At 48.5% G+C, this 26504-nt stretch carries 18 protein-coding genes and 1 riboswitch; of the genes, 9 read left to right on the top strand and 9 right to left on the bottom strand.

The window, feature by feature from the left end; genetic code table 11:
* Positions 1-62 precede the first annotated feature (62 nt).
* Genes JC200_RS19975 through pcaC form a run of 4 tightly spaced genes read left to right on the top strand, consistent with a single transcriptional unit; the run spans position 63 to position 4738 of the window.
* The gene (locus JC200_RS19975) at positions 63-2033 is read left to right on the top strand and encodes an FAD/NAD(P)-binding protein (protein ID WP_274433460.1); all 1971 of its coding nucleotides are present in this window, start codon (positions 63-65) and stop codon (positions 2031-2033) included.
* Positions 2030-3217: a YbfB/YjiJ family MFS transporter gene (locus JC200_RS19970; protein WP_274433459.1), complete on the top strand. Its 1188-nt coding sequence runs from the start codon at positions 2030-2032 to the stop codon at positions 3215-3217. Before JC200_RS19975 ends, JC200_RS19970 begins: the two co-directional genes overlap by 4 nt.
* Positions 3218-3235: 18 nt before the next feature.
* Positions 3236-4306, top strand: a complete 1071-nt coding sequence (locus tag JC200_RS19965) for an NAD(P)H-dependent flavin oxidoreductase (RefSeq protein ID WP_274433458.1) — start codon at positions 3236-3238, stop codon at positions 4304-4306.
* 48 nt (positions 4307-4354) lie between these two features.
* Positions 4355-4738, top strand: a complete 384-nt coding sequence (gene pcaC / locus JC200_RS19960) for a 4-carboxymuconolactone decarboxylase (protein WP_274433456.1) — start codon at positions 4355-4357, stop codon at positions 4736-4738.
* Between the two features lie 140 nt (positions 4739-4878).
* On the opposite strand, the gene JC200_RS19955 is transcribed toward pcaC, so the two are convergent.
* The 6 genes from JC200_RS19955 to bioA form a co-directional block, all read right to left on the bottom strand.
* Positions 4879-5010 carry a hypothetical protein gene (locus JC200_RS19955; RefSeq protein ID WP_274433455.1) on the bottom strand — a complete coding sequence of 44 codons (132 nt, stop codon included), beginning with the start codon at positions 5008-5010 and terminating at the stop codon, positions 4879-4881.
* A 297-nt stretch (positions 5011-5307) separates the two neighbouring features.
* Positions 5308-5517 (bottom strand): hypothetical protein, encoded by a 210-nt coding sequence (locus JC200_RS19950; RefSeq protein ID WP_274433454.1) that lies wholly within the window; start codon positions 5515-5517, stop codon positions 5308-5310.
* Between the two features lie 18 nt (positions 5518-5535).
* Positions 5536-6531, bottom strand: a complete 996-nt coding sequence (gene bioB / locus JC200_RS19945) for a biotin synthase BioB (protein ID WP_274433453.1) — start codon at positions 6529-6531, stop codon at positions 5536-5538.
* Positions 6532-6556: 25 nt separating this feature from the next.
* Complete coding sequence (bioD, locus tag JC200_RS19940; RefSeq protein WP_274433452.1) at positions 6557-7261, bottom strand: dethiobiotin synthase; 705 nt, start codon at positions 7259-7261, stop codon at positions 6557-6559.
* A complete protein-coding gene (gene bioF / locus JC200_RS19935) occupies positions 7258-8439 on the bottom strand; it encodes an 8-amino-7-oxononanoate synthase (protein ID WP_274433451.1) in 1182 nt (393 codons plus the stop codon). The genes bioD and bioF overlap by 4 nt, the downstream gene beginning before the upstream one ends.
* A gap of 10 nt (positions 8440-8449) precedes the next feature.
* Positions 8450-9805, bottom strand: coding sequence for an adenosylmethionine--8-amino-7-oxononanoate transaminase (gene bioA, locus JC200_RS19930; RefSeq protein ID WP_274433450.1), 1356 nt, complete (start codon positions 9803-9805; stop codon positions 8450-8452).
* 268 nt (positions 9806-10073) lie between these two features.
* Between bioA and JC200_RS24540 the strand changes: the two genes are divergently transcribed.
* Positions 10074-10469: an IS6 family transposase gene (locus tag JC200_RS24540; protein WP_443111843.1), complete on the top strand. Its 396-nt coding sequence runs from the start codon at positions 10074-10076 to the stop codon at positions 10467-10469.
* A gap of 559 nt (positions 10470-11028) precedes the next feature.
* Here the strand turns inward: JC200_RS24540 and JC200_RS19925 are convergent.
* Positions 11029-12336: an acetamidase/formamidase family protein gene (locus tag JC200_RS19925; protein WP_274433449.1), complete on the bottom strand. Its 1308-nt coding sequence runs from the start codon at positions 12334-12336 to the stop codon at positions 11029-11031.
* 818 nt (positions 12337-13154) lie between these two features.
* A complete protein-coding gene (gene pabB / locus JC200_RS19920; RefSeq protein ID WP_274433448.1) occupies positions 13155-14873 on the bottom strand; it encodes an aminodeoxychorismate synthase component I in 1719 nt (572 codons plus the stop codon).
* A gap of 360 nt (positions 14874-15233) precedes the next feature.
* On the opposite strand from pabB, the gene tatA reads away from it, so the two are divergent.
* From tatA to JC200_RS19900, 4 genes are read left to right on the top strand one after another with little or no spacing between them, the layout of a single operon-like run.
* Positions 15234-15410, top strand: a complete 177-nt coding sequence (gene tatA, locus JC200_RS19915; RefSeq protein ID WP_274433447.1) for a twin-arginine translocase TatA/TatE family subunit — start codon at positions 15234-15236, stop codon at positions 15408-15410.
* A gap of 10 nt (positions 15411-15420) precedes the next feature.
* Entirely contained in the window at positions 15421-16317 is an 897-nt protein-coding gene (locus JC200_RS19910; protein WP_274433446.1) for a 4Fe-4S ferredoxin N-terminal domain-containing protein, read from the top strand.
* Between the two features lie 38 nt (positions 16318-16355).
* The gene (gene nrfD / locus JC200_RS19905; protein ID WP_274433445.1) at positions 16356-17642 is read left to right on the top strand and encodes an NrfD/PsrC family molybdoenzyme membrane anchor subunit; all 1287 of its coding nucleotides are present in this window, start codon (positions 16356-16358) and stop codon (positions 17640-17642) included.
* Entirely contained in the window at positions 17635-20799 is a 3165-nt protein-coding gene (locus JC200_RS19900) for a molybdopterin-dependent oxidoreductase (protein WP_274433444.1), read from the top strand. Before nrfD ends, JC200_RS19900 begins: the two co-directional genes overlap by 8 nt.
* A gap of 3288 nt (positions 20800-24087) precedes the next feature.
* Here the strand turns inward: JC200_RS19900 and JC200_RS19895 are convergent.
* Positions 24088-25404 (bottom strand): IS1380 family transposase, encoded by a 1317-nt coding sequence (locus JC200_RS19895; RefSeq protein WP_274433443.1) that lies wholly within the window; start codon positions 25402-25404, stop codon positions 24088-24090.
* A 990-nt stretch (positions 25405-26394) separates the two neighbouring features.
* A riboswitch (TPP riboswitch) is annotated at positions 26395-26503 on the top strand.
* Position 26504 lies beyond the last annotated feature (1 nt).

Genomic DNA, 26504 nt, shown 5'->3' with positions numbered 1-26504 from the left:
TTGGAAGATATTTTACAAGTTGACGAACGTCTCTTTGCATACAACCTAGTAGGAGGTAAGGGATGGCTACATCTGAATCAAGTATAGCGATTATTGGAATGGGACCTCGTGGGCTTTCAGTTTTAGAGCGTGTGTGCGCCAATGCCGGATTAATACATAATTCGGATATTAAGGTTCATGCTGTAGATCCTTATCCGGCCGGAGCAGGAAATGTGTGGAGAACTGATCAATCCAAACACTTACTCATGAACACAGTGGCATCACAAATCACTCTATTCACGGATCCTAGCGTAGATTGTAAAGGACCTCACTTATCCGGACCCAGTCTATATGAATGGGCTCGTTTTCTTGTACTTATTAATTTCTGGGAAAAATATGATGAGTCAGTTTTGGAGGAAGCACGTAAGTTGGATCCAGACTCGTATCCTACCCGCGCTTTTTATGGTCACTATTTAAAGTGGGTATATCAGCTATTAATCCGTAACACTCCGAACAACGTAACCATCCACTCTCATCAGGCCCGAGCGGTTTCCTTAGATGACGCACCTGACGGTCGCCAGATAATTCGACTTGATGACGGTTCAGAACCTCTAAATGTAAATGCGGTTGTGTTGGCATTAGGGCATACCCCAACAATTTTATCCAATGAGGAGAGACGTATACAGAACTTTGCTGACAAGTACGATTTATGTTACATCGCGCCTGCTAATCCTGCAGACGTAAATTTAGATAGAATAGAACCGGGCAAATCGGTCATCCTTCGGGGACTTGGTCTGAACTTTTTTGACTATATGGCTTTGTTAACTGTAGGTCGGGGAGGTCGCTTTATCCGAAATCAGGGTCGATTGATGTATGAATCCTCCGGGCGTGAGCCGAAAATGTATGCGAGTTCCCGACGTGGTATTCCATACCACGCGCGTGGAGAGAACCAAAAGGGACCGTTTGGACGACACGATCCTTTGTTTCTTACATTGGAAGTTATTAATAATTTCCGTACCCGGTCAAACAAGGGGGAAAGAATCAATTTTCGGCAAGAAGTATGGCCGTTCATCGCGAAAGAAGTAGAAACGGTGTATTACACCACACTCATTAGTTCGACTTCATGTAACTGCCAAGGTGAAAAGTTTAAGAGCCAGTATCGAAAGTACTCCTGGGGAAGTGAACAGGAGAAGCATTTATTGGACGAATTTGGAGTTGACCAGACTGAACGGTGGAACTGGGAACAACTCAGCAATCCACACTCTGACAAATCCCTCGACAGTCAACAAACCTTTCGCGCATGGCTGGTTGAATATCTACGTAGAGATCTTACAGAAGCACGGAGAGGAAATGTTTCTGGTCCACTGAAAGCGGCCTTAGATGTATTAAGAGATCTACGCAACGAAGTGCGACTTATCGTAGACCATGGAGGGATTAGTGGCGATTCATACCGAGATGATTTACAAGGCTGGTACACATCACTAAACGCTTTTTTATCGATTGGACCTCCGGCTTCTCGCATCGAAGGAATGATTGCCTTAATCGAAACAGGTATCCTCAATGTACTCGGACCCGGAATGCATGTGGAACTCATTGAAGAACCTCCTCGATTTAGAGCCAGTTCACACTGGACTAATGAGAATCTAGTCGAGGCCACTGGTTTAATTGAGGCACGCCTTCCTGATATTGATATACGACGAACTACCGATCCGCTACTTTCATACCTCATGCAAACAGGCCAGGCTCGTCCCTTTGTCATCTCGAATTCCTTCAGTCCCGGATACATCACAGGAGGCCTCGCAGTCACCACACCACCGAACCATATAGAGAATTGTAACGGAATTGAACATCCACGTCGTTTTGCGTTTGGTGTGCCAACCGAAGGTGTACACTGGGTAACTGCCGCCGGCATTCGCCCGGGCGTCAATTCCGTAACGCTTAGTGAGTCCGATGCTATTGCTAGAGCTATGTTGAACCTCCTTTCCAGGGATATCATGGAACAAGCTACCCCAACCAAAAATTCAGTTCCAATTGGAGGAATTCAGAAAACATGAGGAATCCTGTTTATGTGGTCATCGGAGGTATAGCTTCTCTCGTAATTGCCATGGGTATCGGGAGATTCGCCTATACTCCTATTTTGCCATTGATGCAATTTAACCAACATTTTTCAGACGCTGCTGCAGGTTACCTAGCCTCAAGTAATTACCTTGGATATCTAATTGGGGCCCTATTAAGTGGCATCGTACCTTGGGGGCACAAGAAAACACTAGTTTTTCGCGCTTCACTTGTAGTGAACATCCTATCTATTGGCGCTATGTCCACGACGACGTCGATTCCAGTTTGGGCGATCTATCGATTCGTCTCAGGACTCTCGAGTGGCATGGTGTTTGTATTCGCGTCAAGTATAGTCCTGGATGTCCTGGCTGCAATAAAAAGAACGTCATGGTCCGGGATTTTCTATAGCGGTGTAGGTATCGGTATTTTTTTAACGGGGATTTTGGTCCCCTTTTTGGATAACTACGGGAACTGGAGAGGAACTTGGCTGGGTTTGATGTTACTAAGTGTGCTGATTTGTTGTTTTGCGTGGTTCTGGACACGCGAGTACACGAGTGATGAAATTAGCGTACATCAAAGTTCTTACGTCAATTCGGTTGTAAACAAACAATTCTTTGGGTGGTTGCTTGTTTCATATGGTTTCGAAGGAATGGGTTATATTGTGATCGGTACTTTTTTGGTCGATATTGCTAGTACGATCCCGAGTATCCGAGGCTTCCCTTCACTGAGTTGGATTATTGCAGGTATAGGTGCCATTCCCTCTACTCTATTATGGGCTCGGATCGGAAAACGTTGGGGCATCCGAAAATCTCTTGTATTAGCTTACTTCGTCCAAGCGATTGGGGTTGTTATCCCAGTCATTTTGTTTAGTCCGACTGGTATCTACTTGGCTGCCTTTTTGTTCGGTGGAACCTTTATGGGAATTACTACCTTGGCTACTACCCTTACAAGAAATCTGTATGCGGAGCGAAGCGGTCAAGCAATTGGATATTTAACAGCCTGTTATGGAATCGGCCAAGTTCTAGGTCCGATTGGGGGTGGTCTTCTGGCTCAAAGAACTCACAGTTATGCTTTATCTTTAACCATGGCTACAATTGTTCTTGTACTTGCTGCCTTACTCTTGGTTATAGGTTTGGTTTCGGAGGCAGCAAAGAGAAAGACAATTGCAAACTATTTGCGCTAGTCAAAGGGGGACATCACCATGTGGAATAAAAATTTCCTCACTCAAAAGCTGCATATTGAATACCCGATTATCCAAGCCGGCATGGCTGGTGGAATAACGACCCCTGAATTGGTGGCCGCTGTTTCAAATGCCGGGGGAATGGGAATACTCGGAGCCGGTTACATGACACCTGAAGCAATACAAACGTCCGTTCGTAAAATCCGTAACCTCACTGATAAACCTTTTGGGGTGAATCTTTTCATACCAAACGACGATGTAGATTCCGATGTTGTTTCTCAAATGAAGGAGCATCTTCAAAACATAGGACCGTTTGGTGAAGAAACAGCCCAGGTTAAATACGAGAATAACTTCTCTGAGCAATTTGCGAGGCAACTTGAAATAGTCCTTGGAGAAAAAGTCCCGGTTTTCAGCTTCACCTTTGGAGTTCTTGGAAAAAAGGAAACGGAGCAACTGAAACAACAAGGAATTTTTGTCATCGGCACGGCGACGACTGTTGAAGAGGCTAGTCAACTTGAGAAAAGTAATGTGGATGCTATTGTCGTACAAGGTTTTGAAGCGGGTGGTCATAGGGGGACTTTCCTACGTCCGTATGAATCCTCGTTAATTGGGACAATGGCACTCGTCCCCCAAGTTGTTGACAAGGTATGTATTCCGGTAATTGCATCCGGAGGAATCATGGATGGGAGAGGAATTGTTGCCAGCTTAGCGTTGGGGGCATCTGCAGTTCAAATGGGAACGGCCTTTCTTAGCAGTCACGAAAGTGGTGCGCATCCCAAATATAAGCAAGTTGTTTTACAAAGCCAAGATACTGATACGGTCATGACTAACGTATTCTCAGGAAAACCCGCACGCGGTATTCGGAACGCTTTTATTAAATCAATGCAAAATTACAAAGAGGATATTCCTCCATATCCCATTCAAAACGCGTTGACTCGTCCTATGCGGAATTGGGCTGTACGTGAATCGAATTCCGAGTACATGTCTTTATGGGCCGGGCAGGCCGCATCGTTGAGCTCCGAAACAACAGCTTTTGATATTGTACTACAGCTCGTTAAAGGAACAGAGAATATTCTCAAAAGTCTTCGATGATTTTCTTAGAGGTTCATCGATGACCACGTAGAAAAGGATGATCGATCCATGACGACTCCGGATTCAAAGTTTCAGGCTGGATTAGAGATTCGCCGTAGAGTTCTTGGAGAAGACTACGTTGACAACGCTTTTGCGTCCGCCACTGATTTTACGAGGCCATTTCAGGAACTAGTTACCCGTTTTGCATGGGGTGAGATTTGGACACGCCCCGGATTAGACCCGAAAACTCGGAGCCTCCTTAACTTAGCTATAATGACCGCACTCAACCGACCAACCGAATTAAAACTTCATATTCGAGGTGCTTTACGAAACGGGGTTACTCAAGAAGAAATTCAAGAGGTTTTTCTGCAGACTGCGGCTTACTGTGGAATGCCTGCTGCATTAGACAGCTTTAAGATTGCGCAGGATCTTTTTACCGAGGAAGATTGTTAAATCGGTACCAACACTTTCGATAAGAAGCCTCAATATCCGAGGCTTCTTACCCCTCCCAAGGTCCCCCATTTGTAACTATCGTTTTCCTCGGAAAAACCAGTTGGTGGCGCATTAAATCCATCGACCGGATGGTCTGCTGATTATCCACGCAGTATGGCGACGTATTCACCGAGTTCCGTGAACAGTGCCTCTCGCATGACGCGACTTCGTAGGTGATGAGTGCCCACGAGTTCGTCGAACGCTTTCGTGAATATACATTTTAGACGATTCATACGACGCACTCCCAAACTACGAGTACCTTCAGCGGCACAACGTCAAACCATTCGATTTAAACCTGCGTAGTACGGGAAGCAAGGGGGTTTGAGAAGGATGACATCACCTTTTCCTCAACTGGGATTCCGTTTTGCAAAAAAGGATTGGGGATGAAAGACCGTGGATACGATAGTACACAAGGTCGTCCCAAATATTATTGTCCGCTCGTTGTGAAAGGGGTGGTGACTCGTGATACGCCCTGTTCCTACTCACCCTACGGTAGATGCGTACACACACATACCAAGCATAATCCTCACTTAGTGCCACTCGTTGCCCGCAACAGCAACGAGTGATGCAATGTCTACAAACGCAGAACCACCGACGAACGTAGCAACAAGCGAGCAAAAGAAGATGATCACCTCGAAGCTGCCAAGCATCGCAGCACCATGATGGGGACCATCCGTATCTATCGCATTGCCATGCCAACACATGGACGCCTCATACCAAGAGAGCAACCTAGACCTCAAGTCGCCTCTCCCGGCGTTTTAGACCATGGGTTCCTCCACATCGAAACCAAGGTCCCCAATCATCTGCCAATCCTCTGTTGGCGTCTGGCCGACTGTGGTTAAATAGTCTCCGACAAAAATGGAGTTCGCCGCATACAGCCCTAGCGCCTGAAGGTGCCGGAGATTGATCTCCCGCCCGCCGGACACTCGAATTTCTTTGGTCGGATTCATAAAACGCATCATTGCCAGGATTTTTAAGCACTTTATGGGGGTCAATTCGCGCTTGCCTTCGAGTGGTGTGCCGTCAATCGGGTTGAGGAAGTTACAGGTGATGGAATCCGTGTCAAGTTCCTTCAGCGAAAACGCGATGTCGACAGCTCCGTCATCTCCTTCGCCCATCCCAAAGATCGCCCCGGAACACGGCGAAAGTCCAGCGTCTTTGGCCGTCTGAACCGTTCTAACGCGATCGTCAAAGGTGTGCGTGCTACAGATCTGTTCATAGTTCTCCTCGCTGGTATTCAAGTTGTGATTGTAACGGTGGACGCCCGCGTCAACGAGTCGCTGTGCGTGCTCCGGACTGAGTAGTCCTAGGCAGGCACAGATTTTAAGATTCGTCGTGGCTCGGATCTCCGCCACGGCTTCAGCCACCTGATCGATTTCGCGGCTAGACGGGCGCCTGCCGGACATCACGATGCAATACGTCCCCGCTTTGCGCGAGATCGCCTCTTGCGCTCCCTCTACAATGGTCTCTTTCGACAACAGGGGGTACGTGTCGATGGGATTCTGGGCAAGCATGGATTGGGAGCAATAAAAGCAATCTTCGGGGCACATGCCCGACTTAGCGTTGATGATCATGTTCAATTTCACTTTTTTGCCGAAATACTTGTGGCGGATGCGGAAAGCCGCATGCAGAAGCTCAAGGACATCATCGTCGTCGGAACGTAATATTGCCAATGCCTCTTCACGTTTCATGGCGTACCCGTCATTGACATGGTTGGCTAACTCAAGCCAGTTTACAGTTGTTGTTTCTGACATACTCTCTACCTCCAAAGAAGAATTTTTAACTTGCAAGATAAGTCTTTATTCTCTCCAGGTCGATGGATCGTTCTACAGTGGCGATAACTTCTGCTTCCCTAGGCTGATTTCCCAACCACGGTATGATGCCCAGCACCGGAATTTGTGCGATTTCTGAAATCATGCGAGGGTTGTTTTCTTCCGCCACAGAGACCGGAAGGGACTTGCCATAGCCATTTACAACCACGCCGATCACGTTTAGCCCCCGTGTCCTGGCATATTCCACCGAAAGCGTCGTGAGATTTACCGTGCCAAGGTCGGGACGGGCCACAACGACAACCGGCAAGTTCAGTTCTTTGGCGAAGTCTACCACCAGTCCATCGCGGGTATAAGGAACAGCCACGCCGCCGGCGCCTTCTACCAGTACGTGTTGATGCTTGCTTTGCAGGTGCCGATAGTGATCCAGCAAATCACTCGTTGAGACGGACAATCCTGCTCGTTCCATGGCGAGTCTCGGAGCTAGCGGCTCGGTAAAGGAAAATGGACAGATTTCGCGTAGTGTATCGTCTACACCGGACAATCGCAACAACCGCGCTGCATCCCCATTTGGATCCTCCGTCAGATGTCCACTTTGCAGCGGCTTATAGACCCCCACATCGAAACCCTGTCGTCGCAAGGCGGCGGTCAAGCCACCGGCAACGACGGTTTTCCCTACCTCGGTATCGGTTGCTGTTATAAACAGCCCACTCACGCTATCACCCCCAGTTCTTGACCGACACGGGTAAATGCATTCAAAATCTGTGCAATATCTGCATCACTTTGAGTGGCCATCACGGTTAACCGGATGCGCGAGGTACCGGGGGGAACGCTTGGTGGCCGCACCGCCGGCGCAAATACACCATTTGCCTCCAACCGCTGACCAAATTCCACGGCACGCTCTGGATCGCCGAGGATGACAGGAATAATCGGAGTCTCTCCTGGGAGCACCTGAAACCCGAGATACGACAAACCGTCTCTGACGCGGCGCGCAATTTCGTGTAGTCTCACTCGCCGTTCGGGTTCCTTTGAGACTAGTTCAACCGCAGTTCCTGCACTTGCAATAACACTGGGCGAAAGTGCGGTGGAAAAGATGAATGGTCGTGCACGATTACGTAGATAATCCACCAGCAACTGGGATCCCGCCACGAATCCGCCCTCAGCACCCAAAACCTTAGACATGGTTCCTAACTGGACGTGGACATTGTCAGAAGGTAAGCCATAATAATCTGCTGTACCGCCCCCATGCGCTCCAAGAACCCCAGTCGCATGGGCGTCGTCTACCATGACCCACGCCTCAAACCGATCGGCCAGTTCGACAATCTCAGGGAGCCGTGCAATGTCCCCGTCCATAGAAAAAACTCCGTCTGTGACGATGAGTATCCGGGAGTTCCCACCGTGGCCGACCCGTTGGAGGAGCTTCTTTTCCAGATCCGCCATATCATTATGGCGATAGACCACGACGTTGGCCTTGGACAACCTGCAACCGTCGATAATGCTTGCGTGGTTTAGTTCGTCTGAAAAGATGACATCGCCCTCTCCAAGCAAGGTTGACAGTACTGCCAGGTTCGCCATAAAGCCCGTATTAAATAGAATCGCCGCTTCCGTTCCCTTGAGCCCAGCAAGTTGACTTTCTAGTTGCTCGTGCAATACGGTGTTGCCGGTGATCAAACGCGACCCGGATGAACCCGTACCAAAGACCTGAATGGCGTTGCAAGCCGCGTCAATTAGCCTAGGGTGGTTCGCCAACCCGAGGTAGTTGTTGGATGCACACATGATGAGACTCTTGGATTCAATTTGTACCCGTGCATCCGGAGCGCTTTCGATGGTGCGAAGGGATCGGTACAGGCCGTGGGACCGAATCTGTTGTAGTTCCTTTGCCATCCGTTCCATATCGATTCCCCTACCTTTCCGTCACGTCGAAAATGGCCTGATAGAGAATGTCCAGCATCGAATCCAGTTCGTCTGCCGTGGTGGCGAGTGGGGGCATGAATACGACCACGTCGGTTAACGGACGCAGCAGCAAGCCAAGTTCCCTGCAACGTCGAGCCACCTTGCCCCCTATCCTCTGTTGCCAGGGATAGGGTCGCTTGCTCATCTTGTCCTCAACCAACTCAATACCAATCATGAACCCCTTTTGACGGACATCTCCAACATGGGTTAACTCGTGAAATTGGTGTAGTCGGTCCGTCACATGTTCCGCCAGTTGCGAAACGTGGGTGATAAGGTTGCGAGATCGGAATAGTTTCAGGTTCGCCAGTGCGATGGCACATCCCAACTGATTACCTGTATACGAGTGTCCGTGATACAGGGTCTTCAGTTCGTCGTAGTCTGCATAGAACGCGTCATAGATTTTATTCGTCGCAAGCGTTGCGGCAATCGGCAAGTATCCTCCCGTGATCCCTTTGGCCATGGTCAAGATGTCCGGAGTCACTCCGTCGTGTTCACAAGCGAACATCTTACCGGTACGTCCAAATCCAGTTGCCACCTCATCGACAATCAGCAAAATGTTGTGCTTGTCACAAAGGTGGCGAAGTTCCCGAAGGTATCCTTCGGGCATCGGTACCATTCCGCCAGCTCCCTGTACTGGCTCCACAATAACGGCCGCCAATTGCCCCGCCTTTTCCGCCATCACGGCTTCGACTTCCGACAAGGAACGGGCCATGACCTCTTCATGCGTACTTACACCGTATGGATTTCGATAAACGTTCGGATAAGGAATCTTTATGGATGGAAACAAGAGAGGCGTATAGGTACTATGGAACAGGTTGATGGCGCCAACGGAGACGGCCCCGATGGTGTCGCCGTGGTAGGCCTCTTTCATCGTTAGGAATGTCTCTTTGCCCGGTATGCCAATGTTTCGCCAGTACTGAAACGCCATTTTGAGCGCAATCTCCACGGCTTCTGCCCCGGAGTCCGAGTAAAACACCTTTTTGAGTCCTGGTGGTGCGATTTTTACCAGTTGTTCCGCCAGTAAAATGACCGGCACATTGGCCATTCCAAGCAATGTTGAATGGGCTACCTTGTCGAGCTGTTCACGAATCGCCTCATCCAACTCTGGAACGCGATGGCCATGCACATTGAGCCATACGGAAGATACGCCATCCCAGTACTGCCGTCCCTCCACATCAAACAACTTCCTGCCTTCAGCGTTCTCGATAATGACGGGGTCATCCGCCAGGTACTCTTTCATCTGCGTAAACGGATTCCATAAGTACTCACGATTTTTTTCATAGAATTCCCTGTAAACTGAACTCATCCGTTCACCTCCAACGCAAGTATAAAAATCCTTCAATTCTTTTTGTTAACTTCATGATATATTGAGGTTGACAATGAGTCCAGAGAAAAGGTGTCCACCGAGTCGTTATATAGTTGGATACAAGAGATCAACCATTCGGGAAGAGATTAGGTTGTGGTGCAAAACGCTAGGAATGCTAGTATTTTCCCGGATGAAATTGTGGAATGAGGCTAGCATGTTATGGATGCGTTCAACTGGAAGCACTTCGAAGCTCATATTATCCTGATGGTTGTCCGATGGTATTTGGCGATACAGCTTAAGTTTGCGGGACATCGTCCAACTTCAAAAAGACAGAGGAGTTCAGGTTACTCATACCATAATCATGCCCTGGGTTCATCAATATAGTCCCGAATTTGAGAAGCGAATTCCCCGTTTTTTGAAGCCTACGACTGATTCGTACAAGGTTAACAAAACCTATGTTGAAGTGAAAGGACATTGGAAATATCTCTATAGGGCCGTGGGCTCCAAGGGTCAAACCATCGAATTCATTCTGCCTGCGAATCGAGATATCCTCGTCGCAAAACGATTCTTTAAAAAGACATTTTGTTCCCCACATAATCAATCACCGCGAGTCGTCACCATCGATAAATATCCTACGTATCCTCCGTCACTACAGCAACTATAAGACGAAATGGTATTACCGCACGAAACCTTAATTCGGCAAACGAAATACCTGAATAACATTGTTGAACAAGACTATCGATTCATCAAGAAGATCACGATATTTCCTTAAGCGCACAGTTAGCAGTTTGAAACGATACATGTTAAGAAAAAGACAGGTCGAGCCTGAACATAACCGTAAATATGATGGATGGCTCAATCACTTTTGCTCGTAATCTTTACACCAGAACCGAGCAGTCTCTTTCCTCTTATGCACCCGCCGCAGTCTACTACCACAGCCCTTGCGACTTGGGACTGTGTTGTGTATTGGCAACTCGTCTGACTGTGACAACCTCAAATACGATTCGTATACCTCGGATCGAGAGTTTACCTCCATCTGCAGATTCCGCCTCACAGCGGACACCTTTGCGCTTAGCTAAACGGTAGGTGCATCACCAACCCCCGTTCCGGACTCGCACGCGAGAAAAACGGCCCATACCAGGCGTAAAACAAACACCCGGTCGCGCTTCATGCGACCGGATACTATACGTACCAGAATCAACTTGAAGCAGAGCTATAACTTGTCATACGTGGTACTGTTCTTGCACAAACTTCAAAATCCCGAGCTTCTCCAATTTGTCTATCGGAGCTAAAAATGTCGACGTTACCACACCAGGATGCCTGCCAATCTCTATGGAACCAGTGATGGTAGCTCGATTTTTCATCTCAGGAACGGTCATTTCGAGAAGGTCTGCTGCACGCTCTAGCGCATTATCAGTAGCCACATTCAGGGTCTCGCCTGTCCCAACAAACGATACCGGTGCTGTCTCCTCAATTTGCTTCAGCCCCCATTTGGCGGCTTCGACCGTTGCTAACCGTTTCTCTGCTGCCGACAGTGGCTTGGCCAGATACGGCAAGTCCTCTTCGTTCGGCAAGAGAATTGGGCCGTCAATGTTGAGCCCCTTGATGACGTGAACCTGAAGGCTCACAATGCCAGACACGTCACACGTGTGGCCAGCAATCTCACCATCCCCCTGCAGTGCATGCATATCCCCCACATAAACGCCGCCGCCGGGTACCTTCACTGGGCATATGAGAATGGCTCCTTCACGTACTCGGCTGATATCCATGTGACCATCCGTCTTCGCCTGCTTCAGTTCTTCCGCCGTCACGGCATATTCATGTGGGGCACCGATGAGAAAGAATCCGAAATCACCAGCGTTGTGTGAGTCTGGAAGCGGTCGTGTTGGGGTTGTTCCGATTTGACCTAGGAAAGGGCGGAGCCTTGCAACAACACCAACGATGTCATGCGGTGCAAAGGTTACAATCGGATTTTGGACGGAATTTTGGGGTGTTGCCATATAGTTGCGCCCATCTCGAGCGATGTTTTCAGCAGCCTCCTGCGGTAGGGTCACACCAAGCGTTCGAGTGGGATCAAAAGCAATAGTATACCCATTCGTGAAGCGGAATGGGGTGGCATCCGCACCGCAGTTCGTACAGCGTATGGCGGATTGTCCGATGCCCTCAATGCGTGTCTCCGGGTACATCGTTCCACATTTGGGACACTTGCCTGCACAATACGGATCCCCCAAGAAACTGCCCTCAACGGTTTGGTCGTTACCGGATGCCGTAGCGATGGACGTAACCTCAATGGATTTGATCCGTATTGCAATCGCATCCCCCACCTCCGCACCTTCCACATACACGGGTTGTGTTACTTCGTGGCCGCCACGAAGTGCAGGTGTGATCATTGGCCCCCAACACCCCGGTGTCGTATTGGCGACGATGTGTCCACCGTTCTGCACCGGGCCCAACATCGGTTTTGCGGGATCAAGTACCCCGTTCGTAAACGTGTTGACGAATACAGTGCCAGTAGCTTGTCTTCCAGCCATCACCATTCCCCCTTTACAGATGATTCGATTTAATCATACAAGTCTTATCTCCAATTGAGAAGAGAGTGTTCAAAGCCACCAACTTTCACGTTGGCTCGAGGTAGTCATGTCTGGTTGCTACTCCTATCATACCAATTTATGGATGTTAGTGTATATTGACCCAGTGACACATGACGATCGATGGTTTACGAAAGCCCTCCGAACGGCAAACGCGGGTACACAGGACTTAATAATGGATATCGGCCACCACCGGCTTTGAGTCGTTCTATCCGGGCTTCTCGTCACCCAACTCGACTTCCAAACCAAATACTTTCCACGACATACAAAGCAGATGTTGTTCGTATACGTGGGTAGGCAAGCGTGAGTTTTGACAGATATCGACACCTTCCTGAACCAATGTGCGGTGTTATTCTGGAGATTAACGCAAAAATTCGTAAAACGTCTCCTTCTGCTTGCATACAGTTTGAATCGAACTCTAATTTGCCCAAGCTAGATAATGGGCTGGCAACATAGATAGTTCTCCATCACTCACGTTGCATATAGCTGGGTGATTCTGTACGTATGGGAATAAAAATGAAGAACCTATCTATCCCAAAATCTCAGTCTCCAAGATCTCTCTGGAGAGGGTTAGAACGTCTACGGCGGGTCAAGTGTAGACGTTGTTTATCCAATTACTAGGACAACGGTGTAGCTAGTTTCCGAGTAAAGTCACCTGCGGCTCCAATTGGGCTTATCCCGTCCGTCTTAGATATTGATGACGACCACCATACAAGGAACACATTATCACCCAGGGAATTTATTCCCGCAATGCTCGCACTTTAATGGATTAAATGCACCTGAACCCATCCTCGAACACTATTGATGAACCACATTTTCTCAGCACTTTCCACGTCCTGCCGGGTTAATACTCTTTCCTCAATGTAACCGTCATCGAGTAGTTGCGCTCGGAAGGTTCCCGGAAGTAAGCCACTTCGAATCGGCGGAGTCAGCTTTAATCCCCCAATCTCCACCACAATGTTTCCGTTCGTAAATTCGGTGATTTCACCAGATTCATTCCACAGCAAAGTGTCAAATACATTGCCCTTTTGCGCTCGATGGAGGTCATACATAGAGCGATAGGTCGTCTTGTGATATAAAAATTTATTTTCACTTGAGATGGGGGTCTGCGCCAAACATACAGGTAGTGAATATTCGGAGAGAGTGTTAAGAACAATGCTTTCGATACGTGCATCCCCTGTTTGCGATACCAGTACGCGAACCCGCCTTGCTCTGGATTGGTGCAGTGCGGCGTGTTCCTGTAAAGATTGCAAGATGCTGTTCATGTCGACCATGATGCCAAAATACTGCGCAGACCTAACCAACCGTTCCAGGTGCCGTTCTAGGAGTATAAAACTTTCTCCATCAAACTTCATGGTTTCCAAGAGTTCGAAGGATGGGCATTCCACTCCAAGAAAGTCTGCCTTCGTTAACGCTTCATGGTATTCTTCGGTGTCCACAGAATCCCAAGTAATTCCCCCTCCTGTACCATATTCGGCTAATCCAGTCTCCTGATCGAGAATCACGGTGCGGATGGCTACATTGAACACAGCCTGGCCATTCGGTTGAATGAAACCAATCGTGCCACAGTAAACCTCTCTTGGTTCCTCTTCCAATTCCGAGATCAGTTTCATCGTACTGATTTTTGGCGCACCGGTAATGGAGCCGCACGGGAATAGAGCTTGAAATACGTCTGTCAAAGACGTACCGGGTCGCACCTTGGCAGAGACCGTGGAGGTCATTTGATGTATGGTTGGATAGCTCTCAATTTCGAAGAGACGAGGAAGATGGACAGAGCCGACCTCAGCGATCCGATTCAAGTCGTTTCGCAACAAGTCAACAATCATGACATTTTCAGCCTGATTCTTCTCTGAGGAGCGCAGCCACATCGCATAGGCTTTATCCTCCTCTGGCCACCTGCCCCGTTTCCCCGTTCCTTTCATCGGCCGGGTCACGATATTTCTATCCTGCAAACGAAAAAAGAGTTCTGGGGAAAAGGAGAGAATCGAATAACGGCCGATATTTAAGTACGCCGAATAACCCGCTCGTTGGGCTTGCAACAAATGGTGATAAGCTCCCAGGTCGTCACCCGAAAACCGAGACCGTAGTCTCATGGTGTAGTTGACTTGATAGGTTTGCCCACGGGAGATGCCATTCCTGATTCGTGAAATAGCATTGCTATAGGTTTCCTGGCTGATAGTAGACCTCCATGTCTCGAAACCAAATGTCGCAGCCGAATAAGGTCGAGCCTCATTGGAAGGACTTTTGAAAATACCAAACCATACGAGAGGTAGCGAGTGCCTTGAAGAGACTACCATAGCCGGATCGAAGGCAGGAGCTGATTCATACGAAAGATATCCGGCAGCATAGTAGCCATGGCTCACGAAACGCTCCACTTCACGAATGGCTGAGACCACTTGGTTTACAGAGTCTGCCAAAATTAGCTTGATCGGGTTTGAAAATATGAGACGACTAGGATTATCAACAAAATCAAAGATCATCAATGGTTCTCGCTGGTCGAAAATGAGTCATCCCTCACTGAAAATCAATTGTTTAAACGTTTTATAGTTGCCCTTGCCCTTTAACACTGAACGCGCGAACATTTCGCTGCATTCTTCTTGATTCACAAGCCCTTAATTAGACACCTGTCAAACGGATGCATGGACAAAGACTCTCACTACTCAGGATAGTCTATGAATACTACGCACGTCTAGGTGCCTGAATGGGCCTTAAGTAGTCTATCGTGCTTTATAAAACCGTCCTTGATGCTCTATTGAAGACCCTCCTTGGTAATTACCATAGAGTCCATAAACAGATACCCATGTAGGTATTTTCCACAATTTTACTAGTGAGGTGGGACTATGCTGTCCAATGTCGGAATGCCCGGCCTGATTCTTATCCTAGCTGCCCTACTCCTTCTGTTTGGGCCAAGTAAACTTCCTGAAATCGGAAAGGCGTTTGGAAAGACGATCAAAGAATTCAAAAAAAGTACCCGTGACCTCCTCGAAGAGGACGATACCACTTCAAAACGCGAATAGGGGTGACACCGTGAAACCTTCCAAGGAAATGTGGAATGGCGTCATGGAATCGCAGGTGCCAAACCCCAAGGTAATACTCGATTCCGTGGAATACAGCACGGATTTGGGGCTGGCGATGGCAACGGACGCCAAGCAGATTATGCAGGGCAGTCTGACGGAAGAGCAGTTTTACGAACGATACAAGGAAGCCGTAGAAGCGGAATTTGGGGTTCAGTTTCAGCCCTTGGCGAAAAGCCCCAAACCGCAAAATGACCCCAAGAGCCGGGCGTTTGGCGGAAAGAAATGGGCTATGGTCATCGACTTAGCAAAGTGTGTCGGGTGCGACACCTGTACGGTTTCCTGTAAGGCAGAAAATCGCACACCCCCCGGTGTGAGTTACAACGTCGTAATTGAGCAGACTACGGGAACATTCCCAAACGTCAAGAACACCAACCTGCCTCGACCTTGCATGCAGTGCGACAAGGCTCCCTGCGTCCAAGTGTGTCCTGTTCGGGCCTCCTACAAGTTAGACAATGGGATTGTCGCCATTGACTATGACCGCTGTATTGGTTGTCGGTATTGTGAAGTGGCTTGTCCGTATGGGGCCCGTTCCTTTGATTTCGGATTGAGTTACGACCAAGAAATGGAAGGTTACAGCGAGATTCAAGGCGCGGATTACGGAGTGAACCGCGGCAGTCGTAAGCCTGGCAAGGTGCCCATTGGTACGGTTCGTAAATGCACGTTCTGCATGCATCGTCTCGAGCGCGGCGAAGAACCAGCCTGTGTGGAAACCTGCATCGGTGATGCACGCTACTTCGGAGACCTCAGCGACCCGAACAGCGAGGTTTCTAAGTTAGCAGCCAGTCCGCGTGCGTTCCGCCTTCGGGAAGAACTTGGCACTGATCCACGGGTCATCTATCTGCTGTAGCCCCTGGCATGATTCATTGCAACGAAAGGAGTGGCACCATGGTCAAGACAGGAAGTTATCTGCTTCCGCAGACGCCGGAAAAACACCGTCTACAGAGATTGGAACGCATCTGGTGGGTATCCCTTGCCATTGTGTTTGTCGTCGGTATGGTTTCCTTAGTGAAAGGGTATTTCCTTGAAGGCATGGTCTCAACGAACCTGACGAACGTCGTCCCGTGGGGAGAATGGGTTGCATTCTACATTTATTTCATTGGCATGAGCGCTGGTTCGTTTCTCCTCTCTACCTTGATATACGGCTTTGGCATGCATCAATACGAACGCATCGGGCGCTCAGCCTTGTTGTCGGCCATTGTTTCCATGATCACGGCGATCACGTTCATTTTCCTAGACATTGGACGACCCGATCATGTGTTCAACTCCATTTTCTACTGGAATGTAACGAGCACCATGGCTTGGGAAATCCACTTTTACATCCTTTACATTCTGTTATTGGTGACGGAACTCTACTTTTCGATGCGACCTGACTTGGTGAAGCTGAGCCAAAGCGACAAAGCATCTGCTCGCTGGTACCGATGGATCACGTTCGGATACGTGGATTTGTCGGCATTGGCGGAAAAACGCGATCGCACTGTCCTTCAGGTCCTGGGTATGCTAGGCATCCCATTGGCGGTTTTCGGCGTACACGGAGGTACAGGTTCCATCTTTGCCGTGCTGAAAGCCCGTCCGTTCCAGAATACCGGAGTCTTTCCGATCATCTTCATCCTGTCTGCTCTCGTTTCGGGTACGGCACTATCCATTGCCATCTACGTCATTAAAAACCGGGTTTTTCAGCGACCCGATGATGTGCCCATGGTTCGTTCACTAGGCTCTCTTTTAATTTTGTTCCTGTTCGTTGAACTAGGTTTGGAATGGTACGAAATTCTAATTGGTTGGTACAGCTTGAAAACGGACGAAATGGCGACTTTACACCTACTCATGACAGGCCCGTACTGGTGGACGTTTTGGGGCTTCCAGTTGGGATTGGCGATGTTTATTCCGCTCGCATTGCTATCGCTGCCGACGCGTAAATCCGTTCGCTGGATTCTCGTTGCTTCCATTGCCACTATCCTCGGCGTCGTTGGCGTACGTTTCAACATGGTTGTGCCCATGCAGATTATTCCTGTGATGCCAGGGTTGCCTGAAGGTCAGTACTTCCCAACCCTATCGGAATGGATTACAAGTTTTGGTCTGATTGCGATGTGTTTGATCCTTTATACCTTGGGGGAAAAATTGTTGCCGATTGACCAATACAACGACGACATAGACGGAGGTGTGAAGCATGTCTGACGAACCGCGCGACGATACGCAAAACCAACCCGGGAACAACAAACAGGGGATATCCCGGCGTCAGTTTCTCAAAGTCGCATCGGCCGTAGTTGGCGTGGGAATTGTGGCCCCTGCCTTTCTCGGTCCCTTTCATCAGCTGATAGGCGATGCTTGGGCGGACACCCCGCACGGAATTGATGGCGACGACCAGAACTATGACGCAACCGATGTTCTCTATACCACTTGTCAACAGTGTAATTCGAGTTGCACGATTCGCGCTTTGATGGTTCCCGGTGATCCGAAGGCCCCCTATTCGTCCATCGTTCGTAAAATCGCCGGGAATGCCTACAGTCCCTTGAATACCGTGCCCTATGGTCAAGTACCCTATAATGCCGCACCCACCCGAGTTATCCAAGGCTTGACGACGGCTGAAATGGCCGTCCTCGGACGTGGCCTACGAGGCGGACGTACATGCCTAAAGGGACAGGCCGGAATTCAGACGGTCTACGACACCTATCGTATTCAAAACCCATTGCGTCGTGTCGGGCCGAGAGGGAGCGGACGTTTCGAAACGGTCACCTGGAATCAGGTTTTTCAGGATATCATTGAAGGTAACAGTAAACTTGGGACGCCTGGGTTACGTGACCTCTGGGCCTATGTGCCGAAAGAACAAGTCATGGCTGATTTTGCCAAGGTAAAGAACAAGGAAATGTCATTCGCCGACTTTGATGCCAAGTACAAGAAGGTTTTGATTGATACCAAGCACCCGGATGCCGGACCGAAGGCCAATCAGATCGTCGGTTTCAGCGGTGACCGCCGTGACTTCGCGACCCGTTTTTACACCAATCAGGTTGGCAGCCTGAACATTTACGACCACTCTGGCGTCTGCGGTGTTAGCACAGGTACAGGAACTGTGCAGTCGTACGAAGTCGTCATGGTGAACGGCAAGAAGAAAGCAAAGAAACGGGTGCAAGCGGATATTGCGAACACGGAGTTCCTGATTGTTTGGGGTACCGATCCGTTGGTCGCAGGGAAAGCGCCCACTTACGTGGCGCCGACAATTACGAACGCTTTGGCGCGAGGCATGAAAATGGCCGTGATTGAACCAAGGATGAGCAAAACAACAGAAAAGGCCGATTGGTGGATCCCGATTGAGCCCGGTCAAGACATCGCTTTGGCCCTCGGCATGGCCCGCTATATTGTGGAGAATCGCCTGTACGATGAAGCCTATCTGCGCAACCCGAATCAAGAGGCAGCCAAGGCTGCCAGTGAACCAACGTGGAGTGATGCGACTTACCTCGTAGACTTGTCAGTCAAAGGTTATCCACTGCTGACAGCCAAAGACGTAGGACTCGCAGATACTGAGGAACCCGTCGTTTTGCAAGGGGGCACGCCGGCTCTTGCGTCCAAGGCTACCTCAGGGAACCTCGAGGTAGATACGACTCTCGGTGGAAAACACGTTCAGAGTGTGTTTACGATGTTCAAGCAACGCGTGATGGAAAAGTCGATTGCCCAGTACTCTGCGTTGTCGCAAGTCCCTGTGAACCAAATTCAGGCCCTGGCCAAGGAATTCACGTCGCACGGAAAAAAAGCTGCCATCATGATGTACCGGGGTCCAGCCCAACACGCCAATGGCTTTTACGCCGTACGAGCCATCAATGTTTTGAACCACCTGATTGGCAACGCCGATTACAAAGGCGGATCCCTCACGGGTGGAAGTCATTTCAGTGACTTTACTGGACATTACGACTTGATGAGTGTACCGCACGCCAATGAAGCATGGGGGATCCCCATTGACCGTCATCAAGTCCCCTATGAGAAAACCACCTACTTTAAGAAAGACGGTTATCCGGCGAGACGACGCTGGTCTCCAGCGGCCGGGAATACGAGCTACGACGTCTTGCCGAGTGCGGAAATGGGTTATCCATATCCCATCAAGGCCTTGTTCATCAGTCGCATGTCACCGGTCCTGTCCTTTCCCAATGGGGCACTACAGGAAAAATTACTGAAGGACCCAAAAGTGGTTCCATTGCTGGTGGTATCCGACATTGTCATGGGTGAAACCACCGCCTTAGCCGACTATATCCTTCCTGATTTGGCCTATCTCGAACGATGGGGTGCCGAGAACATTTTCGAAAACTTTCCTACGAAGGTAAGTTCCGTCATTCAGCCTGTAACCCGCATTGTTCCGAACGCAAAATCGATTGACGATGTATATATTGAACTGGCCAAGCGCATGAATTGGCCTGGGGTAGGAGTCAATGCGTTTGTCGGTGGCGAAAGTCTGAATCGTGCGGAGGACTTTTATCTTAAGCGGGTCGTAAACATTGCCTTCGATGGCAAGCCGGTTCCGGATGCGTCCAGCAACGAGATCGCCTTGTTTACGACCGCGCGCAAAAAGGCCCTTGGCAAGTATTTTGACGTAAATACGTTGAAACAAGCGGTTGCACAGAACGAGTGGCGCAAGGTCGTCTACGTGCTGAATCGTGGTGGTCGTTTCGAGTCCCTGGACAACGCTTATAAGGGCCAGTACCTCAACCATCAATGGGGACATCAGGTCAAGTTCTATGCAGACAAAGTCGCGGGTATGAAAAACTCCGCGGACGGTTCCTTCTTTGACGGACTTCCAAGGCTCGAACCTGTCAGCGGATATCTCGGACAACCAATCAAAGCGACCTACCCACTGAAAATGATTAACTGGAAGGCACGCAATTTCGGTTCCCATAGAACCATGGCAGACGCCTGGTTGCGTGAGGTGAGAGATGAAAACTACCTGTGGATGAACTCCATCGATGCAGCACGCCGAGGTTTAAAGACGGGTGACAAGGTCCGTATTAAAGCTGCGAATTACGAAGTGATTGGAGAAGTCTTGGTCACGGAGATGATAAAACCCGGCGTCGTTGGTGCCGCCTACAACTACGGCCATACACAGTACGGCGGTAAGTCGTATTGGATTGACGGAAGAATTGTCAAGCCTCCGAAGAGTTACAACTGGACACCGTTTGACTTGAACCAACCCCTGCACGAGGAAATCGGGTTGGCAAAGGGACGCAACGAAGGGTTCTCCGTCAATAATCTGTTGCCGCTAGACCCCGAAATCCAGCACGCAAGTTACGCCGACATTATCGGTGGCTCACCGGCCCAATATGACCTCTATGTCGACGTTAGTAAGGTGTGACGTGGTGAAAATTCAACTCAGGAAGAGTCTGAGTATGCTTCTCAACCCTGACCCTTGTCGATGGCCACCCCGAACGGAGTGGCCATTTTTAAAGAGATTCGTCCAATCAATTTGCGATATTCGGATGTTGTGGCGGAATTACCGACTCTGCTCAAGAATATGAGGCCACTGGGTACCTTCCTGGTGAACCTAAATCTCTCTTAAGATTTGTGAACGTACTACATCCCTTATTGGGTTCCTCCACTTTACCCTTGTAACCTCACTTACCATCGGAATGACCCGACAACTTGCGGTAGACGCGAGGGCTACGTCTTCTGGGCTTTCACCACTCTTTTTGCAATCATAACGTTCCTGGCAACACCATCCCGAAGTCAACCGTTAAACCCATCGTCTATGACGTCGAGGGCAATCGACGCGACGAATAGCGTCGCAACCAGACACTGTGGCATTTCGCCGCTTGGATTAACTCTCATGATAGAGTTATCGTCAGCATACGTTGGTCATAGGAGCCTTGCTAATAAACCGCATTGGCGCGTAGTACGGCGCATTGAAATAGTACACCCCAATTGCACTGTCCCATCGATATCCCGCAGATAGATCCGGATTGGTTTTGCCAAGGTTCCCGATGAACGCAGGATGTTACCCCAAGCATCGTAACTGTACTGCATAACTGTACTGCATAACTGTATTTCCACTACCATCCGTTCGCGCCACTACGTCGCGTGGACGTTTTCATGGAGTAGTGTGGCGCCCATACCACCACTCTGTAGTCAGAGTCAAGGGCGAACCCCTCCAAAGGAGTGGAACATATGGATCTTTTGTTTATGTTGGAACAAGAAAACTGTGATGAATATCCAGTTTTTTTGTTTAGTACACCTATATCGGCTGAAAAATTCGCAAAAGACGATTTATGAGCGGCATCGTGATCCATGTAGTGGGTTTGGCCCTCGAATCGTGTTCGGTATTTACTATTTCATAGAGAAAAATCATAAATGCCATGTCTAGGAAGCGTTCAATGGCACCGGTTGACATCGATCAAATGTAACTTCTCCTACTATTCCGGCGTAATCTGTCTAACATTCAATGTCAGACTGACCCGGTCCATCTTGACTTTCACGGTGGCTCATGATGCAATCAACTCGAAAAGTGCTCTACCCAATTTTGGTATGACCCTCGTATGATTTCCATTCGGCTCGAATACATATATAGACCCTCAATCTGGTTGGTTTACCACGAGGGTTAGGGGGCGCGCGCCCCCTTAACTGGCCCGAATATTTCTACAGTCATGTCTGAATGTTTTTCTGCACATTCGTTTGTCGGTCAAACTTGCTGATGCAAGAGGTGGTTCCTTGTCGCTGGCTATAGCCTCCGTGTTACTAACCATAGGGCTCGTCTTCACCGCAATCGGTGGATTGATTGAAAGGCGTATACCCAACGCCTGCCTGCTATTGGCATTCTTTTTCGACTTTTTAGCAATTCCGAGCAAATTCTCACATACGGTTTATTTGTGGCATGCGTGCTCAAGTATCTCTTGCTTACCTTATTCCGGAGAAAAAAATAGATTCTCTTCCGCTTATTTGCGAATAGAACCCTCCAAGAACTCAAATTTTACATTCGGGACAAAAGGCAAAAATTATTATTCGTTTACACATGGAAAGGGGGCGTGACCCACGACAACGGGTGGAATGATTGCCATAATGCTAATTGGTACAATATGGGTCACGGCCGTCAGAGTAATACTCGGTGGAAACAAGAGAGACCCGGACGGTCATGAGGATAGAGAACGCCAAGAAGACCAAAAACCTAATTCGAAATTTGAGTAGAATCGTGACCGTCATACACCTGGCAAGTCAATAGTTTTATTTGCATGATTTAACGCCATCAAGCTTTAAAGCTTCCTTCAATCGGTCGGCGCCCTTATCACTCAGTGCCTTTCCAATCGCTCACCAAAATTTAATCGTCATCCCAGAGAATCTCCATTGGGTTTCCCAGATTGTTCGTAAAAAATTTAGTACTGCGTCTGTCAGTTGGACCCAAAAATAATGGTATCCCTGCCCATGATCACCCAACGTACGCGAGAAGATAATATATTCCTATTATTTTTCACAGGTCGCCGCGTAATAAAAAACATGTTAGGCCCATTTTCTTTCCTTTAACTTCTAGAACACAACTACAAGAAATGAGATTCTCCCCATCACAGGTCATTCATTAATCGTAGCGCCTCTTAGACTTCGGAGCCGCAGCCAGTATCCTTGACTTCATCAGAAGCCGCGATACCGTCAAGAACGTACCGATAAGTCCAATCCCTACACTCATTATGAATGTGAAAGAAGAGGCTTCTGCAAATCCACGACTTGAATGCAAATTGTGTCCCGATACCTGAAGCAACAACACCGTAATGGCAACCCCGGATACTCGACCGAAATTTATTTGCATTTTACGTACACATCTTTTCGGGGATCTAAGGGGAGTGTTTAGAGAGATGGAAGCGCAACATAGAGATGATGACGGTCAAGCAATTCAACGCCACCGTAGATTCAAAATTAGCATCAAGTGCAATCCATGCGGGGCACAGTATGTGCTAAGAGCCACATACGACAAATTCGGGAACATAGATAGCGGCTTTAACAGATGTTGAAATTGTTTGTCTCTAGGTGTACAGAGATAATATAGAACAACTAAATTGTCCCTCAGTTTCAAGAAAGCATTTTTTGTCTTCCTTGCAATGAAATACCATGTGTGAGAGAAAACATTATTCGTAGTATGGTATCATTGACTGAACTGATTCTGCATTAGAGTTGTCTAAAAACCCCGAGGCGAAAAATCGAGCTTAGCCGAGTTCCCAAGAATAAGGCACACTTCCGATTCACATAATGGCTCATAACCTATTCGGAAATATCCAACATCGGTTGAAATCGGACACGGATTTTCACTTGGGTTGAAAAACAGGATCCACTCATTTCTAGTTATCGCGAAGGGGCGAAAATCCCTTGCAGAGCATAGCGCCATTCGTTTATAAATAAATTGCTGGCGATTAAACATAAAGAATCTGCGCGTGTAACTGGAGATGAATTGACGTTTGTTTGTTTATTATTTGACCTGCACAAATAATAAACCCGGATTTCGACGATTAGGTGATTGAGGTCATTGACCGGAGCATGCTTTCAAGTATTTGGTGGATTTGTTAGCGATCACGTCGAAATCATGGTACGGAACTAGAGCAATGGACACAATTCCCCCCTCCCCAAGCCAGGCTATGAACTCCACTTTTTCAGTTGGAAGAAAAGTCTACGTGGCGGCATGAAGCATGAGCAACGACCGATGCTTTGCATACACGGGAAGACGAATGCTCCACTGGCGTGCATGACGTACCAGAATCCCAGGTAGATGGAATAGTCTTCGTCTGAGCCGTCCGGCGGTCCACTGCCGCACACCTGGTTGAAGCGCGACGTGCTTGTACAGCAGGAGTAGATTATACGCAAGTAGCTTTAGACCTTGTAGCGCTTTGTTGGCGTCGAAATTTTGGCTGGAGAATTGGTCAATGGCGAATCCATATTTGGCTTCCTTGATGTGATTCTCAGCGTTACCACGAAAGTTATAGAAGTGCCATACATCCTCGCCACTCCAGTCAAACGTTGTGGCAATCGCCTCGTATTCCCAGAGCCAATCCGCACACAGGCACTCCTGGGGGTCAATGTCTAAGCGACGCACAATCACGACCCGACGAGGCTTGTCCCAGGAGGTTGCCTGATACATGATGGAAGTCACGTCACAATGTTCCCGGTCACTCTCTGTGATGCAGTGCCAGAGGAGATTTGGCGCTTGCGCCAACTGTGCGAGTCGCTTGGTCCACTTCAGTTTGATGACGTAATCCCGCTGGTCTTGCTCCAATGTCTGAAACACTTTTTCTCCGGTAAACCCTTTATCCATGCGGACAGCACGAATGTCGACGCCATCCGGCAACTGGTCTTTCATCGCCTGGTAGAAATCCGCAAATCCATCTGATGTATGGGCGTCACCAGAGCGCAACTCATCATAGAGACAACAACCAGTGAGTGAATCAAACGCTAGCAAGGGATGGAAACTCGCTCGTCCGTGATGGTGTGGATTATATCCAACAGCGGACTGTTGCTGCGCACCATAAACCGTCTCTACAGAGGAGTCGATATCGACCACGATGCCTTGTCCTTTGGGGAGAAGTGACTTTAAGATTTGTCTATGCGCCGAACGTATCGCTTTGATGCCAGTGTCGGAACCGAGCCGTTTCAGGTCCTTATACAGCAGTGTCGTATCGGGTAGCTTCGGTAGATTCAACTTCAGCTTCAACAGGGGATCTTGTTCGATGTCCTCAAAGTGGAAAATCCGTTCCTGACCCAGCAAGGAACCAAGTATGATGGTCAGAGCCATGTCATCCATGTGGAACTGGGTGTTTCTGCCCTTGCGTAATTCATGTACCCAAAATTCCCTGTCAATCCCCGTTCCCAAAACGAAATCTATGAGACCAGTTGCACCGCCAAAGGAGGTGGCGGCATTCAGATCGTAGCGAGTATGTATTGTAGAGCTTTTCCGAGCGAACTGACTTCGTGTATGATTAGATTGTTTCACCCAAAAGGTGCTCCTTTCTGGCAAACGATGTGGTTCTAGTCAAACTCATCTTAGCCTTACGGGGAGCGCCTTTTCAATTATTCAGGTCGGTGCACGAGGACACAATCGTCGAAATCCGGGATAAATTTGTGGCTGAAAGGAGAAAATTGGATGTACGTATGCAGCGGAAAGGGATCTACCATCCGTTTATTGGCGGGGCTTTTTTTCTGGATATCCATTTTATTAGGTTTATTGGTCAATAAGTATTTGGTTCTCATCGGTGGGTTGCCCGCTACCATGCTGATTGTGTCTTACTTAACCGGATGGTGTCCAACCGAAATGTTTCTTAAAAAATTGGGGGCAAAGCAACAAGTGCGCATTCCTAAATTATGAGTTTTCATTGCACTAACTATTTTTAACGATTTAATTCCAACGACTGAAGGGATAGGCAACGGATCGATCGTGTTAGTGGTGGTATCATCTTTGCCCTGAGGAGCAGCACAGTTATGCCTCCGGAATGCCTTTCGTTAATACGCCGTCCGCATTTGAAATCTAACTCTGGCTTGGGAATGGGAATAGAAATCCGAACAGATTTTTATGTTTTACCATTTTATTGCCAGTCATAGATGTCTCTGACGAAAGCTTCAGCCTGATATTCCTATGGCCGTGAAGATTAGATGCCACCCGTCTCTTTCTGCCTTGACCTATATTCAACAGTTGGTTCGACGGGTAGATTGATTTTATAGAGGGTATAGTCAACTCATCTGTACTCCAGGCAACGTTGAGGTTGTAGTCACAATCGGAGTTTCCTTCTGAAATAGTGTCATTTTAAGTTCAATTACGATTGAACCACCGTGTTTGCGATCGCTCTTGTTCGGTGGCCGCGAGAATCAGGGTTTATGTTCATAGGTGATTTCCCCCACTACTCGGACACGGACTAGGTCGAAACACGCCTTTCCAGATTCATCATTGTAGAAATCCTGTATCCGTGATACCTTGGAACTACGATCCAACAAATTCAACGGGAGCTCGGTAAACCGGGCTGAGAGGGTGAATGAATTCGCCGACCGTCAACCTGATCTGGATAATGCCAGCGTAGGGATTGTCGCACATTCCGTTTG

Origin of the sequence: Alicyclobacillus sp. ALC3, from assembly GCF_028751195.1 — a bacterium.
GTDB lineage: Bacteria > Bacillota > Bacilli > Alicyclobacillales > Alicyclobacillaceae > Alicyclobacillus_L.
This window is presented reverse-complemented; position numbering and strand designations above follow the sequence as displayed.

Excerpts from the sequence above, each read along its gene's own strand:
- bioB (WP_274433453.1), bottom strand. The coding sequence starts at position 6,531 with ATGTCAGAAACAACAACTGTAAACTGGCTTGAGTTAGCCAACCATGTC.
- bioF (WP_274433451.1), bottom strand. The coding sequence starts at position 8,439 with ATGGAACGGATGGCAAAGGAACTACAACAGATTCGGTCCCACGGCCTG.
- bioA (WP_274433450.1), bottom strand. The coding sequence starts at position 9,805 with ATGAGTTCAGTTTACAGGGAATTCTATGAAAAAAATCGTGAGTACTTA.
- JC200_RS19965 (WP_274433458.1), top strand. The coding sequence starts at position 3,236 with ATGTGGAATAAAAATTTCCTCACTCAAAAGCTGCATATTGAATACCCG.
- pabB (WP_274433448.1), bottom strand. The coding sequence starts at position 14,873 with ATGATCTTTGATTTTGTTGATAATCCTAGTCGTCTCATATTTTCAAAC.
- pcaC (WP_274433456.1), top strand. The coding sequence starts at position 4,355 with ATGACGACTCCGGATTCAAAGTTTCAGGCTGGATTAGAGATTCGCCGT.
- JC200_RS19900 (WP_274433444.1), top strand. The coding sequence starts at position 17,635 with ATGTCTGACGAACCGCGCGACGATACGCAAAACCAACCCGGGAACAAC.
- JC200_RS19925 (WP_274433449.1), bottom strand. The coding sequence starts at position 12,336 with ATGGCTGGAAGACAAGCTACTGGCACTGTATTCGTCAACACGTTTACG.
- JC200_RS19955 (WP_274433455.1), bottom strand. The coding sequence starts at position 5,010 with ATGAATCGTCTAAAATGTATATTCACGAAAGCGTTCGACGAACTCGTG.
- tatA (WP_274433447.1), top strand. The coding sequence starts at position 15,234 with ATGCTGTCCAATGTCGGAATGCCCGGCCTGATTCTTATCCTAGCTGCC.
- nrfD (WP_274433445.1), top strand. The coding sequence starts at position 16,356 with ATGGTCAAGACAGGAAGTTATCTGCTTCCGCAGACGCCGGAAAAACAC.
- JC200_RS19970 (WP_274433459.1), top strand. The coding sequence starts at position 2,030 with ATGAGGAATCCTGTTTATGTGGTCATCGGAGGTATAGCTTCTCTCGTA.
- JC200_RS19975 (WP_274433460.1), top strand. The coding sequence starts at position 63 with ATGGCTACATCTGAATCAAGTATAGCGATTATTGGAATGGGACCTCGT.